Consider the following 18,463-nt stretch of genomic DNA (forward strand, 5'->3'; position numbering starts at 1 on the left):
ATAGGCACCTGTGAAAGGAGCCCCCCGATGAAATCCTCGACCGTTAAATACTTTTCCCGCCTGCTGGCCGAACTGGCCGTGCTGCTCGGTCTCTACCTGCTCGGATGCCAGATCGCAGCGTGGCTGCCCTGGCCGATTCCCGGCGGGGTGATCGGCATGGCATTGCTGCTGCTGGCTTTTGCGTTCGGCTGGGTCAAACCGGCGGCGCTGCAAATGGGCGCGGGATTGCTGATGGCCGAGATGCTGCTGTTCTTCATTCCGGCGTTGATGAGCCTGCTGGATTACGGCGCGTTGCTGCACGATGACGGCTGGCGGATCTTGTTGGTGATCGCGGCCAGCACATTGATGGTGATGCTGGTGACCGCGTTCACCGTAGAGCTGGCCGTGCGCCTGAGGCGGTCCCATGAAGCTTGAGCTGATGCCGATGTTCTGGCTGGCGTTCACGTTGCTGGCTTATCTGTTCAGTCGCTGGCTGTATCGCCGGACCGGGCGCTACGTGTTGTCGCCACTGATTCTGGTCCCCGCGTTGCTGCTGGCGCTTGCCGTGCCGCTGCACACCGCTTACGCCGAATACTCGAGCAATACCCATTGGCTGATGCTGGTGCTTGGTCCGGTCACCGTGGCATTTGCGGTGCCGATCTGGCAGCAGCGCCAGTTGCTGGTGCGGCATTGGTCGGCATTGCTGCTGGGCATGCTGGCCGGCAGTGCGGCGTCGATCGCCACTTCGTTCGGTCTCGCGAAAGCACTGGCGCTGGACAGTCCGGTGGCGCTGTCGCTGGTGCCGCGCTCGATCACCACACCGTTTGCCATGCCGCTGGCCCAGGACCTCGGTGGCGTGCCGGAACTGACAGCGGTGTTCGTGATGTTCACCGGGGTGTTCGGCGCGATGCTCGGTGGTGTGCTGCTCAAGTGGTTGCCGTTGCGCAGCGCTTTGGCACGCGGTGCATTGTTCGGCGTCGGTGCGCACGGCGCCGGGGTCAGCCGGGCCCATGAAGTGGGTGGCGAAGAAGGCTCGGTCGCGGGCCTGGTGATGGTGCTCACCGGGCTGCTCAATCTGTTCGCCGCACCTTTGTTGGCGTCGTTGCTTTGACATGGATCCAAGCTGTTTGCGTTGCTGACTCGTTCAGTCATCAAGCTGGCTGCCAATGCAACTACGCGACCGTCCGGGGCTGACTAGACTGCTGACACACGCAAAAACAATAAGAACGCAGAGGTGCATACAGTGAGCGTAGCCCCCGTCCCTTCGTCCATAAACGTCAAAGACCAGGTCAGTGCCGCGGAATGGCAGACCCGGGTCGATCTGGCCGCCTGCTATCGTCTGGTCGCGCTGCATGGCTGGGATGATCTGATCTTCACCCACATTTCCGCCAAGGTGCCCGGCACCGAAGATTTCCTGATCAACCCGTTTGGCCTGATGTTCCATGAGATCACCGCCTCGAGCCTGGTGAAGGTCGACCAGGCCGGCAACAAACTCATGGACAGCCCTTACGAAATCAATCCCGCTGGCTACACCATCCACAGCGCCGTGCATGAAGTCCGCCACGACGTGGCCTGCGTGCTGCACACCCATACCGCTTCCGGTGTCGCGGTGTCGGCGCAGAAGCAGGGTGTGCTGCCGATCAGTCAGCAATCGTTGTTCGTGCTGTCGAGCCTGGCCTTTCACGCCTATGAAGGGGTGGCGCTTAACCATGAAGAGAAAGCGCGGTTGCAGGCGGATCTGGGCGACAACAATTTCCTGATGCTGCACAACCACGGTCTGCTGACCTGTGGCGGCACCATCGCCGATACCTTCCTGATGATGTTCACCTTCCAGCGCGCCTGCGACATCCAGGTCATGGCGCAGACCGGCGGGGCCGAACTGATCGCCATCGAACCGCAGATTCTGGCAGGCGCCAAGGCGATGATCGCCGGTGTAACCAAAAGTGCTCAAGGCATGGGTGGCGCGCTGGCCTGGCCGGCGCTGCTGCGCAAACTCGATAAACAAGACCCGGGGTATAAACTCTAATGCCTCTTGCCGAGATTCCGCTGAGTGCCTGGCGCAAACGCAGCCAGGCGTTTGTCTTCCATGGTCAGCCGATCCGCTACTGGACGGCCGGGCAGGGTGAACCGCTGCTGCTGATCCATGGCTTTCCCACGGCCAGTTGGGACTGGCATTACTTGTGGCAACCACTTTCCCAGCGCTACCGGGTGATTGCCTGCGACATGCTCGGCTTCGGTGACTCGGCCAAACCGCTCAATCACACCTACAGCCTGCTGGAGCAGGCCGATCTGCAACAGGCCTTGCTCGCGCATCTGCAGGTCGAGCAACCGGTGCACATTCTGGCCCACGACTACGGCGACAGTGTTGCCCAGGAACTGCTGGCCCGACATTACGAAGACCTGATCGAAGTCGCCAGTTGTGTGTTCCTCAACGGTGGTCTGTTTCCGGAAACCCACCGGCCACTGCTGACGCAAAAACTGCTGCTCAGCCCGCTGGGCTGGATGATCGGCCGGGCCTTCACCCGGGATGCGCTGGTGAAAAGTTTCCATCAGATTTTCGGCCCGGACACCCGGCCCAGCGAAAGCGAGATGGATGATTTCTGGAGCCTGATCGAGTGCAATCGCGGGCAACGCGTCATGCACAAGCTGATTCACTACATTCCCGAGCGTCGGGTTCAGCGTGATCGCTGGGTCGCGGCGATGCAGCGTGGCGAGGTGCCGCTGCGGGTGATCGATGGCGAAGTCGATCCGATTTCCGGGGCGCACATGGTCGAGCGTTATCGCGAGCTTATCGCCGACGCGGACATCGTGCTGTTGGCGGGTATCGGCCACTACCCGCAAACCGAAGCGCCGGTACAGGTGCTCAAACACTATCTCGCATTTCGCGATCACTTCGTGTTGCCACCGCGCAAGGCGGCGTGCTCCTGAGTTCTTGCCGGAGGCGCCTGGCGCCCCGGCACGTTTTCATCATCCCCCAGCCTTATCGCGCACCATTCAGCCCCAGCTGTGTTCGTTGTGACCGAGCGCGTCGTGCCTGACACTCGGGGAAACTGTCCCTCAGGCCTGCTGGAGTTGCCCCGATGAATGATTCTGTGCGTTTCGAAGATAAAGTCGTGATCGTCACCGGAGCCGGTGGTGGCCTGGGACGCGCGCACGCCTTGCTGTTCGCCAGACAGGGCGCCAAGGTGCTGGTCAATGACCTCGGCGGCTCGACTCAGGGCGAAGGCGCCAACGCTTCGGCGGCCGACCGCGTGGTGGCGGAAATCCGCGAGGCCGGCGGCATCGCCGAAGCCAACCATGACTCGGTCACCGACGGCGAAAAACTGGTGCAGAACGCGCTCGACGTATTCGGCCGCGTCGACGTGGTGGTCAACAACGCCGGGATCCTGCGCGACAAGACTTTCCACAAAATGGAAGACGCCGACTGGGATCTGGTCTATCGCGTCCATGTCGAAGGCGCCTACAAGGTGACCCGCGCCGCGTGGCCGCACCTGCGCGAGCAGAACTATGGGCGAGTGATCTTCACCGCATCGACCTCGGGCATTTACGGCAACTTCGGCCAGTCCAACTACGGCATGGCCAAACTCGGCCTCTACGGCCTGACTCGCACCCTGGCCATCGAAGGCCGCAAGAACAACATCCTGGTCAACGCCATCGCCCCCACCGGCGGCACCCGCATGACCGAAGGCCTGATTCCGCCGCAAGTGTTCGAACAACTCAAACCGGAACTGGTCAGCCCGCTGGTGGTGTACCTGGCCAGCGAGCAATGCCAGGAAACCTCGGGCCTGTTCGAAGTCGGCGGCGGCTGGATGGGCAAAGTGCGCTGGGAGCGCAGCCTGGGCGCCGGGTTCGATCCCCGCGTCGGTTTTTCCCCGGAAGACGTCGCGGCGCACTGGCAGCAGATCTGTGATTTCGAAGGCGCGGCGCATCCAAAGGACAACATCGAGGCGCTGAAGGAAATGATGGCGAACCTGCAGAAATATTCGCTGTAAACCGTACCGGCAAGGTCAAGAAACGACCTTGCCTTTCAAGTGTTCAAGGAAAGTATTTGGCCACGAGTGCCGCCAGGTTTGCCGCCGTCTGTGCGTCCATTTCTCCTTCGCAGGCTTGCGGGCGAAAGTGCAATTGAAAGGCACGCACGAGTTGCCGATAGCCCGCCTCGTCTGTGGCCCTGGATGTGTCGTAGCCATAGGTCTTGAACTGTTGCAGCAGGTTGGCCCGGGATGGAATGCCTGATTCGGTGAACTGCTGCAAAAAGCGGTTCCGGGTGTCCTCGTCATACCAGGCGCCAACGCCCTTCAAATACAACGCGTACCACGGAAACATCGGTCCGGGATCACTCTTGCGGCCGATGGCAATGTCCGAATGGCCGAGCACCTGGGTCGGCCCGATATCCGGATAGCGCGCAAGAATGTTCAATGCCAATTCTTCGATCGCACGGATCTGTTCAGGATGGTACGGCGGAAAGTTGAAGAGGCCGTCCTTGAATGTCGCCATGTTGACGATTTCCACGCCGATGGACGTGTCGTTGAGGTTGCTGCGATTACCCCACTGACTGATCCCGGCATGCCAGGCACGCTGGGTTTCATCCACCAGACCGAAAACCTCCTGGGTGCTGTGACCGGCCCGCTGATAGCTGGGATCAGTGATGTCCGGCACCAGATAGTGCGCACTGACACTCGGGCCGGTCAGGGCGGCAATCGAGCCGGCGAAGTCGACGGCGGTGTAGTGAAAGACAAGAAACCGAATCCGTCCGTTGAAACTGTGGATGGAGCGGTATTGGTTATAGCTGATGGTTTTCAACGAGCAATCCTTCCAATGGATAAAGTCAAAACCAGCCCTTGGTGTTCGCTGGTCTGGCAATGATCTTAATTGAGAAGCGCGATCGCGAAGTTACAGAGACGTGTAGCCGATTTCGGGAAATTGTGTAGTTCGGGCACTTGTAGATCGCATTGCCCAGTGCAGAGGAAGCTGTCGGTGCGCCAGCGACATTTGCCAGGTCGCGCCCATAAAAAAGGCCGCTGCAAACGCAGCGGCCAAGGTAAGACGTTGGATCAAGGAGCTACAAATCAACGTCAGTGAACACCGGGGCGATGGATCGAGGAAATGCTTCGGTCCATCAGAAATCGGTTGCCGACGACTCGGTCGCGGACTTTGTGCTTGCGGGCGGTGCGCCGTGAAAGCCCGCTCAGAATAAGCGCTCGAGACCAAAGTAAAAATAGCGAAACCGGACATGCACTGTTACGGGGCATGTAACAGTGCAGTGATTCGAAGGGCCATCATCCGTCACGTTGATGGTGGTGCATCCAGCCTGTTCATGGCGGGCGCAGAGCCTTGCCGCAGGCGGGTATTCATCCTTTCGAGCGACGGCGCGAATACCTCCTTGGTGCGCTTATCGTCCCCGTGTGGCGGCAGTAGGGTGGGGCCTTCTGTCACTCACCGGGGAAGACGCATGACAAAAACAACAATGCGCGCCATCTTCACACCGCAGGCGCTCGCCGCTGCGGTGGCCTTGGGCTGCTGTGCCCAGGCGCACGCGGTCGCTTTCAATATCGGGGAAATCGAAGGCACCTTTGATTCTTCGCTGTCGGTCGGCGCGAGCTGGGGCATGCGCGATGCCGACAAGTCGCTGGTGGGTACGGTCAACGGCGGAACCGGCCAGTCGTCCACCGGTGATGACGGGCGTTTGAACTTCAAGAAAGGCGAGACCTTTTCCAAGATCTTCAAAGGCATCCACGACCTCGAACTCAAGTACGGCGACACCGGTGTGTTCGTGCGCGGCAAGTACTGGTACGACTTCGAGCTCAAGGACGAAGACCGCGAGTTCAAGCCGATCAGCGACAAGGGCCGCAAGGAGGGCGCCAAGTCCTCCGGCGCGCAGATTCTCGATGCGTTCATCTATCACAACTATTCCATCGCCGATCTGCCGGGCACCGTGCGCGCCGGCAAACAGGTGGTGAGCTGGGGTGAAAGTACTTTCATCGGCAACTCGATCAACAGCATCAACCCGATCGACGTCTCGGCGTTTCGCCGGCCGGGTGCGGAGATCAAGGAAGGGCTGATTCCGGTAAACATGCTGTTCGCCTCTCAGGGGCTCACCGATCAACTGACGGTCGAGGGCTTCTATCAACTGGAATGGGATCAGACCGTCCTCGACAACTGCGGCACCTTCTTCGGTGTTGACGTGGCGGCGGACGGCTGTAACAACGGCTACACCGTCGGCAGTCCGGCGATCGCCCCGTTTGTACCGCTGACGGCAGCCTTCGGTCAGCCGATCCAGGTGACCCGCGAAGGCGTGATCGTGCCCCGTGGCGGCGACCGCGATGCGCGGGATTCCGGACAATGGGGTACGGCACTGCGCTGGCTCGGCGATGACACCGAGTACGGCCTCTACTTCATGAATTACCACAGCCGCACGCCGACCGTCGGCACCAGCACCGCCGGGCTTTCGACCCTCGCGGCGCTGCCGGGCATGGTCGGGATCGCAAACGGTCTGGCACCCGGCAGCGGTTCGGGGCTGGCGCAAAGCGTGATGCTCGGGCGCGGCCAGTACTACCTCGAATACCCGGAAGACATCCGCCTGTACGGCGCGAGTTTCTCCACCACGCTGCCGACCGGCACCGCCTGGACCGGCGAGATCAGCTACCGGCCCAACGCGCCGGTGCAGGTCAACACCAATGACTTGACCCTGGCGCTGCTCAATCCGATTGCCGGCGGTGCGGCGTCGCCGCTGGTGACCTCGCCGGGCGCCGACAACAAGGGCTACCGGCGCAAGGAAGTGACGCAGATCCAGAGCACGCTGACGCACTTTTTCGATCAGGTCTGGGGTGCGGAACGCCTGACCCTGGTCGGCGAAGCGGCGGTGGTGCGGGTCGGTGGGCTGGAGTCGCGCAGCAAGCTGCGTTATGGCCGTGACTCGGTCTACGGTCAGTACGGTTTCGGCGGTGACACCGACGGTTTCGTCACCTCCACCTCCTGGGGCTATCGCGCCCGGGCGATCCTCGATTACGCCAACGTGATCGGCGGGATCAACCTCAAACCCAACCTGTCCTGGTCCCACGACGTTGCCGGTTATGGCCCCAACGGTCTGTTCAACGAAGGCGCCAAGGCCATCAGCGTCGGGGTGGATGCCGATTACCGCAATACCTATACCGCCAGCCTGAGTTACACCGACTTTTTCGGTGGTGACTACAACACCCTCGAAGACCGTGACTTCGTGGCCCTGAGTTTCGGTGTGAACTTCTGATCTGCCCGAGAAGGATGAATGCAATGCGCAAGATGATTCTGCAATGCGGTGTCCTGGCCCTGAGCCTGCTGGCCGCCAACGTGATCGCGGCGGTCTCGCCGGAAGAGGCCAGCAAGCTCGGCACCAGCCTGACGCCGCTGGGCGCCGAAAAGGCCGGCAACGCCGACGGCTCGATTCCGGCCTGGACCGGCGGTATTGCGAAAAACGCCGGTGCGGTCGACAGCAAAGGCTTTCTGGCGGACCCGTTCGCCAGCGAAAAACCGCTGTTCACCATCACTGCTGCCAACGTCGACAAGTACAAGGACAAGCTGTCCGACGGCCAGGTGGCGATGTTCAAGCGCTACCCCGAAACCTACAGGATCCCGGTCTACCCGACCCATCGCACCGTGGCCGTACCGCCGGAAATCTACGAATCGGCCAAGCGCAGTGCGCTCAACGTCACTAGCATCAACGACGGCAACGGCCTGGCCAACTTCACCGGCAACCGTTACTACGCATTTCCGATTCCGAAGAACGGTGTTGAAGTGTTGTGGAATCACATCACCCGGTATCACGGCGGCAATCTGCGACGGATCATCACTCAGGTGACCCCGCAGACCAATGGCAGCTACACACCGATCCGCTTCGAAGAAGAGATCGCCGTGCCGCAATTGATGAAGGATCTCGATCCGGAAAAAGCCGCCAACGTCCTGACCTTCTTCAAGCAGTCGGTGACCGCCCCGGCGCGTCTGGCCGGTAACGTGCTGCTGGTGCACGAGACCCTCGATCAGGTGAAGGAACCGCGTCTGGCGTGGATCTACAACGCCGGCCAACGGCGGGTGCGTCGTGCGCCGCAAGTTGCCTATGACGGGCCGGGCACCGCTGCCGATGGCCTGCGCACCTCGGACAACTTCGACATGTTCTCCGGTGCGCCGGATCGCTACGACTGGAAACTGATCGGCAAAAAGGAAATGTACATTCCGTACAACAGCTACAAGCTCGACTCGCCGAGTCTCAAGTACGACGACATCGTCAAGGCCGGGCACATCAATCAGGACCTGACCCGCTATGAACTGCACCGGGTCTGGGAAGTGATCGGCACGGTGAAACCGAACGAGCGGCACATCTACGCCAAGCGCCACATGTACATCGACGAGGACAGCTGGCAAGTGGCGCTGGCCGATCATTACGACGGTCGCGGGCAACTGTGGCGGGTGGCCGAGGGACACGCGCAGTATTACTACGATCACCAGACCCAGGCCTACACCCTTGAAGCGCTCTACGACATCATCGCCGGCCGCTACATTGCTCTGGGGATGAAGAACGAAGAGAAGCACAGCTTCGAATTCGGCTTCGAAGCCAAGGCTGCCGACTACACGCCGTCAGCCCTGCGCGCCGAGGGCGTACGGTAAGGGTTTTGATACATCGGCAAGGCGAAAGGCGACCGTACGGTCGCCTTTTTTATGGGCGCCAATCAGCTTGCTGAATACTCGTCAACAAGCGCCGGAGAGAGGTCTAGGGTGAGCGTACAACGATAAGAAGGCGCACCCGATGACCGCCATGACACCCAGTTTGGACCGACCGGATTTTCTCCCGAGACTGTCTCCCCATCATCTGCCGCGCCCGCGCCTTTGCGAGGCACTCTTCGATTCGACGGCCCGGGTCAAACTGATCTGTGCGCCGGCCGGCAGCGGTAAAACCGCGCTACTCACCGAGTGCCTGCTGCAAGCGCCGGCCAATTGCACCGTCTGCTGGTTGCCGCTGGCAGGGGCTGCCTTGGGTGTCGGCGAATTTTGCGAACGGCTTGCATGTGCGATGGGACTGACGGTCTCGGACGAGGCTTCGTTGCTTTATGAACTGGCGCGAAGGTCCTCGGAAACCTGGGTGTTGATCGACGATTACTGCCGCAATCCACAGCCGGCGCTGGACGCATTGCTCGACCGGATGCTGGCGATCAGCAGTCCGGCCGTGACATGGTGGATCGGTACGCGGCGGCGGCCACCCTGCAACTGGCCGCGTCTGCTGCTCGATGATGCCCTGTACGAATGTGAAGGGGCGATGCTGGCGCTGACCCGGGACGAAATCGCACAACTACTGCGGCACTTGCCGCCAGACCAGGCCGACAGCGTGGCGGCTCGTATTCATCAGCGCAGCGGTGGCTGGTGTGCCGGAGTACGGATGCTGATGATGCAAAAATGCGACTGGTCGCAAAAGACCTTGCCCCAGCAGCGCATGGATACCTTGCTGGACTACCTGCAACACGAACTGTTCAGCGGCCTGAGCCCGGAACTGGCCGAAGCCTGGCGGGTGCTGGCGCATTTGCCGCGTTTCAATGCCAGCCTTTGCGATCACCTGTTTGGTGCCGGAGACGGGGCGCAATGGATGCGCAACCTGCAGACGCTGGGATGTTTTATCGAACCCTGGCGAGGATCTCCGGACTGGTTGCAGGTGTGTGCGCCACTGTCACGCCTGATGCGTGACGAACCGTGGCCTGCCGGGCGTTCCTGGCATCGCCGGGCCTGTCAGTGGTTTGCTGCCGGGCAACATTGGAAATGTGCTTTCGAGCAGGCGTTGCTGGCCGAGGAGTACGAGGTCGCTGTGAGTCTGTTACAGCATTTCAGTTTCGAGCATCTGTTCGAGGAACAGACGGTCGTGCTGTTGCTGCGTCTATATGAACAGCGCGGCGAGGAACTGTTGCTGGGTTCGGCGCAACTGGTCGGGTTGATCACGGCTGCATTGTTGTTCGCCGGTCGCTTTGTCCAGGCGGCGGATTGCATCGGGCAGCTGTCGCGTTTTTTGCCGCCACCGACGGCTGGCCAGCAACGGCAATTGATCGCCCGCTGGCAGGCTCAGCAAGGCTGGCTGTTGCACCTGCAAGGACGGATGGAAGAGGCGCGTGATCACTTTGAACAAGCCTTGAGCGATCTGTCGCCGAAGGCCTGGACAGCGCGCCTGCTGTGCCTGTCGGGACGTACACAGCAGGCGCTGCTGTGTGGCGATCTGGAACTGGCGCATTCGATCAATCGTGAAGCACTTTGCCTGGCCCGGGCTGAAGGTTCATTGCTGTTCGAGGCGTTGCTGGAGCTTGATCATGCCCAGGTGCTCGAACAGCGTGGTGGGGCCGCCCGGGCCGAAGAGCTGCTGGCCAATCTCTGCGAAATGCTCGGATTGTCCATTGAGCGGCCGACGCCGCTGCTGGGCCGTATCGCCCTGCGACGCGGGCGACTGGCGCTAAGCCTGGGACAGCAGGAACGGGCAGCCGAGTTCTTTCAACAGGGGCTCGACGACTGTCTGCGCAGCTTTGACAAGCGTGTGCTTTACGGCTTTCTGGGGCTGGCTCAACTGGCTGCCGATCAGGGGGATTTCCCACAAGCCTTCATGCGTCTGCGCGATGCGGAACGGTTGATGCAGCAGCGGCAGATTCCGGACACGGTCTATCGCAGCATCCTGTTGCAGGTCAGCAGCGAGTTCTGGCTGCAACAGGGGCGGCCAGAACTGGCCCGGGAGGCCTTGACTCGGGTAATTCGGCACTTTCGTGGCCCCAACGCACGGCAGGCACCGCCGGCGACGCTGGAGCTTGTCCCGCGCATCGAGTGTTTGCTGATTCTGGCCGAGACCCGGTTGCATCAGGCACCTCAACCAATGGCACGTTTGCAGCGACTGTTCGAACAGGCCAGATCCCGTCGGATGATCCTTCTTGAAGCCGAACTGTTGCTGGCGATGGGGGAGGTGGCCTCGTTGCTCGATGAAGGCGAATCTGCCCGGCTTTACTTTGAAAGAGGCCGGGCATTGGCAAGCCATTTCAAGTTGTCACGATTATTGTTGAAGTTTGAAGAGCAAGTGCCGGATGCCTGGGTTGATTTGGTACAGCAAAAGAAACTTTCAGATAAAAGTGGCGATGAAAATTCATTGAGTTTGCGAGAGTCTCAGGTCCTGGAATTGATTGCTTCGGGAAACTCCAATCAACAAATAGCGGACAAGTTGTTCATCTCATTGCATACGGTTAAAACTCATGTCCGAAGAATTCACGCCAAGTTGGGCGTGGAACGTCGGACGCATGCCGTGGCGCGGGCAAGAATGCTGGGGTTGTGCAGTTAATTGTCAGTTAATGAAATTGTAGGTCAGGTTGGCGGCCGGAAATTTTCAAAACTTTGTAAAGTGTGGTGGGTGTCTGTGTGGGTGCTTCTCAAGCTAAGTTAATTACACGTTTCGGGTGATGTTGTATTGCCTGGTAGTAATGTGTATTGCCGGAGTTTGTTTATGAGTGCCATGGAAAAAATTTCGATTGAAACAAGTCTGGGTAAAGTTGATCAGGGTTTTGTAGAGTTTGAACGTATGCTGGGAGGGTTGCCTTCGTTCAAGTCGTATTTGCAGGAGCTAGTGTTAAACGAACTTCAGAAATTGCTGCCGGATATTTACATCAGCAAGACTTACATCACTGCCCGAAGTCGGGAAATCGTCAATCCGCAACCGACCGGGCTGGTCATGAACGTATTCATGCAGTGCCTGGCGCGGGGCCGGGCACCCGTGTATGACGCCAGCCAATACGGCGTCTACGACTGGCCTGACTCCACGGATGACGAGGATCGAATCCAGGGTCTGGATGTGGCTGCCGTCGGCTCGGTGATCGCCAATGTGTTGGGCTCGCTGGCACAAAAATACTCGCCCTTGCTGGCGCAATATTGGGCCGCATCTTCGGGCAAGGATGACAAGGGGCGCAAGCTGCCGTCGCGCAGCCGTCAACTACAGGATGCCTATGCCGCGCTGTTCTGGCAGGAATTGAGTGCGACAGTGCAGTTGCAAGGTGTTTTGCCGTCTTCATAAGGAACGCATCCATGACGCCGGCCTACAGTGTTTCTCTGCAACTGGAAAACGGCCGATTCGCGACGCTGGCCGGTTGCTTTGTCACTTACCTCTCTGGCCGCTCGGTCTCTGAACTGATACCGGGCGAGAACGAATGGGTCGTTCTTTTCACTCACGTGAACGGCCTGGAAACATTCCGCACATCGGCCATGATGCAGCGTGTTCTGGAGCAGCGCCTGAGCAACCCGGACAGCCGGCTGCAACTGCTCAAGGGCATTGCCCTGGAAGACGCCGCTCAGGTCAGGCAGGTTCCGGACATCCGTTACCTGAACATTCAGGGAGAACTCTTCCACACCCTCACGGCCGGGTTGCTAGAACAGCAGCAGAGAGACGTGACCTGGCATCTTCGCCAACTGGAAAAAAACGGCGCGGATCTGCAGGCCGTCATTCAGTCCATCGAATCGGTGCATCGTCAGCAGACAGTGAGCGATACCGCAAAGGGACGCATTGCCCACCTCCTGATCCTGATGAACAAAAAAAATCGGCCGCAATGGCTCAAGGACGCTCCCGCCGCCCATCAGGAAGTTTTCGCCTCGATGGAAAACGGATTGTTGAGAAGTCAGGTGGCATTGCATGAGTCGATGGGCGGGGTGTCTTCATTCCAGGAATATGTGCGCGGTGTCGTCGAAACTCATATTTCCGCAGACGATACCCAACGTGTGGATCCTGATACGGTCTGGGTGACGGTGCAACATTCACTGCCGATGGGCAGCCGGCGTATCGAGCATATCGAGCGTAAAACCCTGACCCAGCTGTTCATGTACGGCGTGCATGACAAGGGGGCTGCGTACTCGATCAAGTTCGAGGCGTTTCACAACAACCCGCGACTGACCGCGTCCAATATCGAACGCACCATCCGCCAGCTTGATCTGCGGGTGCAATACGCCAATGAACGCAATGACCGCTTTGGACGGGCGTCGGTCAGAGAAGCCATGTGTAAAGTGCTGGCACAGCAGATTGCCGTCAGTAACTTCGCCGCGATCCTGCAAAAACACATCAGCCCGCAGGCCCAGGATATGGTACAGCGGTATCTGCTCGGGAAACCGGAAATGGAGGCAACGGGTGTTGCTTTCCGGCCTTACTACAAACCGTTCAGGGACATGCTTGCGTTTCGCGCGAAAGGCGCGGCGCCTGATCATTCAAGGCATGTCCTTTATGCTCCCGGCGCACCGACAGGGCAGCAGTGGTTCGAGTTCACCGATCTGACGGCATTGAAGCGACAGTTCATTGCCTGGGGATTCGAGCCGCGTGACCGTGACTTCCTGACCGGTCAGGCATTCAGCGAAAATCGTGCGGAATTCGAGAAGGACTACCTTTCCTTCAGCGAACCGGGCCCGGTATTCCAGCCATGGTGGTGGGGGGACGTGACACTGGTGCAATGGACTCAAGGGCTGGATGATGGCCCGCTGATGGGGGCCATCCACGGGATCATCGACTGGGAAGTCGCTGAGGAAAAAGTGGCTACCCCCGTCTGGTACCGGAACGCGGCGGCGCAGGATCGTGAGCTGCTCACCCGGCTGAATACGGAGTTCAAGGCGATCTACGAAGTGTCAAAAGATGAGCTGAATATCCCCACAATGGTGTCGTTTTCGCGAGACCTGGTGATGGAAAGGCTGAACCGTCATCTGCGAGGGGCTGACCCGAAACACCCATTGATCGATCCTGATCAAGTGAACGTCAAGGTGCGTGGGCAGGAGTGGATGACGCTTACTCAACTGTTCATTCAATGGCAACTCTGGCCGAGCGATGGTCAGGTGGCATTTGCCTCCAGAAATGGTGCTTCGCTGGGAAATCTGAATGCGAGCGTTGTGAGGGCCTTGATCAGCCTGAAACCGGCCATGGCGTATGAGTGGCATCTGGTTGACCATTTCGCCAATTCCCCGAAGCAGAGCCTGAAGGCGAAGCTCTTCTGCAAGGTCAAGCAAAACGAAATGCTCAAGGCTGCAGTGACCCAAAAGATGCAGGGCTCCCTGTCCTCCGAGCAATTCAATTGGTTGGCGGGACTGGTCGAGGGGCTGGATCATGACCGCCCTCATGAGCTGGAACCGTTCAAACCCGGAACCACCCCGCAGGAAGGTATTTATACGCTGACCCTTGAGGGGCGACGCATCGAGGGTGCCTACACGTTCGGACGCCGTGTGGCGGGGAAGTTGCAACTGCTGGTCTACATTCCCAAGGCACCGGACGGTTTGAGCTTTCGTCCGCTCGCGTCGCTGACACTGGGACTCAAGGGCGGCAGCCTGGGCAATCACGTCATTGCACTGGCAAGGCTGGAGCACCGAGCTGTCGTGCAGAATTTCGTCATTCGTTGTCAGAAAGCTGCAAACACCCTCCCTGCACCTGCATTGATCAACAGTTACGCCGTGACTCATTTCAAGTTCGAGTTCGACAGCATGGTTTCGCGGGTGCTCAGCGATGTCGATCATCAAACGACCACGCCTGCCGAGCGTTTCTGGAACACGGTGCTGGTGGTCACGGAGCTGGCGGTGGATATCGTCTCGCTGTTTGTACCGCCGGTGGGACTGGTCGCCAGTATCGTACGGATCACAAGGTCGATCGTTCAGGGCATCGTTGCCTACAGCCTGGGGGATGACGACGCAGGCAGGAACCATCTGGCCTCGGCCTGGAGAAGCTCCATCCTCTTGTACGTCGGCGTGATCGCCGGTGTTGGCGGATCGGTTTCGGCGGTGGGCGCGTTGACACGGGTCAAGGATATTGCGGACATCGTATCTACCGCGACCGGCGTGCCGGTCGGGATCGGTTACATCACCGCAGCGGTTTCTCCCCATGTGATTGCGGACAGCAAGACCCATATCGTCGGCTGATCATTCAATCTTTCAAGCTGGCTGAAACCCCATCCGCCAACTCACGGCCCGCGTCGCCGCCAGCAATCGCTGCGCCGCCGGGCCGTTTTCGTCGGCGTGGAACAACGAGGTCGGGCCGACGATGGTCAATACCGCCGCGACCTGCCCGAGGGCGTTGAACACCGGTGCCGAGAGAGCATCGACGCCAGGCATCAGCAAGCCGTGGACATGATGCAGACCGCGTTCGCGAATCTGTCCGCACAACGCCGCATAGGCTTTTTCGTCCGCCAGCGGATGGCCGCCGACGGCGATTTCCTGCTCGCGCAATTCATCGGTTTCACGATGCGGCAGGTACGCGCCGAAGACCAGACCAGTGGATGAACTGAGCAGCGGCAACACCGAGCCCAGTTGCGTCACCACGGTTACCGCGCGCACCGCCGGTTCGATGTGCACCACGGTCGCGCCCTGATTGCCCCATACCGCCAGGAAACAGGTTTCGTTGAGTTCGTCGCGCAGCTCGGCCAGGGGCAGGGCGGCGACTTTCAGCACGTCCATACTGTTGAGTGCCGCCAGGCCCACGCGCAGCGCTTCACGACCGAGGCCGTAATGGTTGGTGGCGGTGTTCTGCTCGGCGAAGCCGCTGGCGATCAATGCCTGCAGATAACGATGAACCTTGCTCGCCGGCATCTGCACATGTTCGGCCAGACGCGACAGCGAAGTGGACGGCGACAACTCGGCCAGGGCCTTGAGGATGTCGGTGCCGACCTCGGCGGAGCGGACTTTCTGTTTGCCGTTGCTGTCGCTGGTTTTTTCCATGGTGCTGCCGTGTCCCGGAACGAATGGGCGTCTTTATAGCTTGACGCTGGATAGCGAGCAAATTACGTTATGCGTAATTGAATTACGATAAAAATAACCCCGGCGTGCCAAGACCTCCGATCCAGAGCGTCCGGCCATGCCGACTCCCAGTTCAGGAGGCTCCATGAACCTCGATTCAGCCCTGGCTTACCAGTCCGGTTTCGGCAACGAATTCAGCTCCGAAGCGTTGCCCGGCGCGCTGCCCGTCGGCCAGAACTCTCCGCAAAAAGCCCCTTACGGTCTGTACACCGAACTGTTCTCCGGCACCGCGTTCACCATGACCCGCAGCGAAGCGCGGCGTACATGGATGTACCGGATCCAGCCATCGGCCAATCACCCGGCTTTCGTCAAACTGGAGCGGCAACTGGCAGGTGGTCCGTTGGGTGAAGTGACCCCCAATCGCCTGCGCTGGAACCCACTGGACATCCCGGCCGAACCCACCGATTTCATCGATGGTCTGGTGAGCATGGCGGCCAACTCCGCTGCCGAAAAACCGGCCGGCATCAGCATCTATCACTATTGCGCCAACCGTTCGATGGAACGCGTTTTCTTCAACGCCGACGGCGAGCTGCTGCTGGTGCCGCAACTGGGTCGCCTGCGCATCGCCACCGAACTGGGTGTGCTGGAAGTGGCGCCGCTGGAAATCGCCGTGCTGCCACGGGGTTTGAAATTCCGCGTCGAACTGCTCGATCCGCAAGCGCGCGGCTACGTCGCCGAGAACCATGGCGCGCCGCTGCGCCTGCCGGATCTGGGACCGATCGGCAGCAACGGTCTGGCCAATCCGCGGGACTTCCTGACCCCGGTCGCCGCCTACGAAAACCTGCAACAACCGACCACCCTGGTGCAGAAATTCCTCGGTCAGTTGTGGGGCACCAAACTCAATCACTCACCGCTGAACGTGGTCGCCTGGCACGGCAACAACGTGCCTTACAAATATGACCTGCGCCGCTTCAACACCATTGGCACCGTCAGTTTCGATCACCCGGACCCGTCGATCTTCACCGTGCTGACCTCGCCGACCAGCGTCCACGGCCTGGCCAACCTCGACTTTGTGATCTTCCCGCCGCGCTGGATGGTGGCCGAGAACACCTTCCGTCCGCCGTGGTTCCACCGCAACCTGATGAACGAATTCATGGGCCTGATCCAGGGCGAGTACGACGCCAAGGCCGAAGGTTTTGTGCCCGGCGGCGCATCTCTGCACAGCTGCATGAGCGCCCACGGCCCGGACGGCGAGACCTGCACCAAAGCCATCAACGCGGACCTCAAACCGGCCAAGATCGACAACACCATGGCCTTCATGTTCGAGACCAGCCAGGTGCTGCGCCCAAGCCGCTTCGCCCTCGAGTGTCCGCAACTGCAATCCACTTACGACGCCTGCTGGGCTTCGCTGCCCGCCACGTTCGACCCGACCCGGAGATAATCCATGACTCAGAATTCCATCACCCGCAGTTGGGTCGCTTCCGCCAATGGCCACAGCGATTTCCCGCTGCAGAACCTGCCGCTGGGTGTGTTCAGCCTCAACGGCTTGGCGCCGCGCGCGGGCGTGGCGATTGGTGAACACATCTTCGATCTGCAAGTAGCGCTGGAGGCCGGGCTGTTCGACGGCGTCGCGCGCCGTGCTGTCGAAGCCATGCGCGGCGGTCAGTTGAACGCCTTCTTCGAACTCGGCCGCGACGCCCGCGTTGCATTGCGCGAACGTCTGCTGGAGCTGTTCAGCGAAGGCAGCACCCATCGCGGCAACATTGAAGCCCAGGGCGCAAAACTGCTGCCGCTGGCTGCCGATTGCCAGTTGCACCTGCCGGCGCGCATCAGTGACTACACCGACTTCTACGTTGGCATCGAACACGCGCAGAACGTCGGCAAACTGTTCCGCCCGGACAACCCGCTGCTGCCGAACTACAAACACGTGCCGATCGGCTACCACGGTCGTGCATCCACCGTACGCGCCTCCGGCGCCGACGTGCGCCGCCCGAAAGGCCAGACCCTGCCAGCCGGTGCGACCGAGCCGACCTTCGGCCCGTGCGCGCGTCTGGACTATGAGCTGGAGCTGGGAATCTGGATCGGTCAGGGCAACGAGATGGGCGAGCCGATTGCCATTGGCGATGCCGCTGAACACATTGCCGGTTTCTGCCTGCTCAACGACTGGTCGGCCCGTGACATTCAGGCCTGGGAATACCAGCCGCTTGGCCCGTTCCTGTCCAAGAGCTTCATCACCAGCGTCTCGCCATGGGTGGTGACTGCCGAAGCGCTGGCGCCATTCCGCACCGCACAACCGGCGCGTCCGCAAGGTGATCCGCAGCCGCTGCCGTACCTGCTCGACAAACGCGATCAGGAGGGCGGTGGTTTCGACATCGAGCTGGAAGTGCTGCTGCTTACCGAGAAAATGCGCGAGCAGAATCTGCCGGCCCATCGCCTGACCCTGAGCAACACGCGCTACATGTACTGGACCGTTGCGCAAATGGTCGCGCACCACAGCGTCAACGGTTGCCAGTTGCAGGCCGGTGACCTGTTCGGTTCGGGCACCTTGTCCGGCCCTGAAAACGGTCAGTTCGGCAGCCTGCTGGAAATCACCGAGGGCGGCAAAAAACCGATCGAGCTGGCGTCCGGCGAAGTGCGCAAATTTCTTGAAGACGGCGACGAAATCATCTTGCGCGCTCGCTGCGCCCGCGAAGGTTTTGCCTCGATCGGTTTCGGCGAGTGCCGTGGCACCGTGCTGGCGGCACGCTGACAGGAGCGG

At 60.2% G+C, this 18,463-nt stretch carries 14 protein-coding genes; 12 read left to right on the forward strand and 2 right to left on the reverse strand.

Annotated elements, in window-relative coordinates; all coding sequences use genetic code 11:
- Nucleotides 1-27: 27 nt before the first annotated feature.
- From AC1MDC_RS16740 to AC1MDC_RS16760, 5 genes are all read left to right on the forward strand, one after another.
- Entirely contained in the window at nt 28-414 is a 387-nt protein-coding gene (locus AC1MDC_RS16740; RefSeq protein WP_085698494.1) for a CidA/LrgA family protein, read from the forward strand.
- Nucleotides 404-1,090: an LrgB family protein gene (locus tag AC1MDC_RS16745; RefSeq protein WP_085698495.1), complete on the forward strand. Its 687-nt coding sequence runs from the start codon at nt 404-406 to the stop codon at nt 1,088-1,090. The genes AC1MDC_RS16740 and AC1MDC_RS16745 overlap by 11 nt, the downstream gene beginning before the upstream one ends.
- Before the next feature lie 132 nt (nt 1,091-1,222).
- The gene (locus AC1MDC_RS16750) at nt 1,223-2,005 is read left to right on the forward strand and encodes a class II aldolase/adducin family protein (protein ID WP_085698496.1); all 783 of its coding nucleotides are present in this window, start codon (nt 1,223-1,225) and stop codon (nt 2,003-2,005) included.
- The gene (locus AC1MDC_RS16755; RefSeq protein WP_234206487.1) at nt 2,005-2,907 is read left to right on the forward strand and encodes an alpha/beta fold hydrolase; all 903 of its coding nucleotides are present in this window, start codon (nt 2,005-2,007) and stop codon (nt 2,905-2,907) included. The genes AC1MDC_RS16750 and AC1MDC_RS16755 overlap by 1 nt, the downstream gene beginning before the upstream one ends.
- A 152-nt stretch (nt 2,908-3,059) precedes the next feature.
- A complete protein-coding gene (locus AC1MDC_RS16760; RefSeq protein WP_085698498.1) occupies nt 3,060-3,971 on the forward strand; it encodes an SDR family oxidoreductase in 912 nt (303 codons plus the stop codon).
- A gap of 43 nt (nt 3,972-4,014) precedes the next feature.
- On the opposite strand, the gene AC1MDC_RS16765 is transcribed toward AC1MDC_RS16760, so the two are convergent.
- Complete coding sequence (locus AC1MDC_RS16765; protein WP_085698499.1) at nt 4,015-4,782, reverse strand: N-acetylmuramoyl-L-alanine amidase; 768 nt, start codon at nt 4,780-4,782, stop codon at nt 4,015-4,017.
- A 649-nt stretch (nt 4,783-5,431) separates the two neighbouring features.
- Between AC1MDC_RS16765 and AC1MDC_RS16770 the strand changes: the two genes are divergently transcribed.
- The 5 genes from AC1MDC_RS16770 to AC1MDC_RS16790 all read left to right on the forward strand — a co-directional run bounded on the left by AC1MDC_RS16770 (nt 5,432) and on the right by AC1MDC_RS16790 (nt 14,892).
- Entirely contained in the window at nt 5,432-7,225 is a 1,794-nt protein-coding gene (locus tag AC1MDC_RS16770) for a DUF1302 domain-containing protein (protein ID WP_085698500.1), read from the forward strand.
- Nucleotides 7,226-7,248: 23 nt separating this feature from the next.
- Nucleotides 7,249-8,616 (forward strand): DUF1329 domain-containing protein, encoded by a 1,368-nt coding sequence (locus AC1MDC_RS16775; RefSeq protein WP_227234487.1) that lies wholly within the window; start codon nt 7,249-7,251, stop codon nt 8,614-8,616.
- A gap of 139 nt (nt 8,617-8,755) precedes the next feature.
- Nucleotides 8,756-11,302, forward strand: a complete 2,547-nt coding sequence (locus AC1MDC_RS16780; protein ID WP_480393372.1) for a helix-turn-helix transcriptional regulator — start codon at nt 8,756-8,758, stop codon at nt 11,300-11,302.
- A 162-nt stretch (nt 11,303-11,464) separates the two neighbouring features.
- Nucleotides 11,465-12,028 carry a hypothetical protein gene (locus AC1MDC_RS16785; RefSeq protein WP_480393373.1) on the forward strand — a complete coding sequence of 188 codons (564 nt, stop codon included), beginning with the start codon at nt 11,465-11,467 and terminating at the stop codon, nt 12,026-12,028.
- Nucleotides 12,029-12,039: 11 nt separating this feature from the next.
- Complete coding sequence (locus tag AC1MDC_RS16790; protein ID WP_480393374.1) at nt 12,040-14,892, forward strand: dermonecrotic toxin domain-containing protein; 2,853 nt, start codon at nt 12,040-12,042, stop codon at nt 14,890-14,892.
- 12 nt (nt 14,893-14,904) lie between these two features.
- Here AC1MDC_RS16790 and AC1MDC_RS16795 read toward each other — a convergent pair whose 3' ends face one another.
- Nucleotides 14,905-15,687, reverse strand: a complete 783-nt coding sequence (locus AC1MDC_RS16795; protein ID WP_227234493.1) for an IclR family transcriptional regulator — start codon at nt 15,685-15,687, stop codon at nt 14,905-14,907.
- A gap of 163 nt (nt 15,688-15,850) precedes the next feature.
- On the opposite strand from AC1MDC_RS16795, the gene hmgA reads away from it, so the two are divergent.
- Entirely contained in the window at nt 15,851-17,146 is a 1,296-nt protein-coding gene (gene hmgA / locus AC1MDC_RS16800; protein ID WP_480393375.1) for a homogentisate 1,2-dioxygenase, read from the forward strand.
- Between the two features lie 3 nt (nt 17,147-17,149).
- Nucleotides 17,150-18,454, forward strand: a complete 1,305-nt coding sequence (fahA, locus tag AC1MDC_RS16805) for a fumarylacetoacetase (RefSeq protein ID WP_480393376.1) — start codon at nt 17,150-17,152, stop codon at nt 18,452-18,454.
- Nucleotides 18,455-18,463 lie beyond the last annotated feature (9 nt).

It is taken from the genome of Pseudomonas sp. 1 (assembly GCF_056626735.1).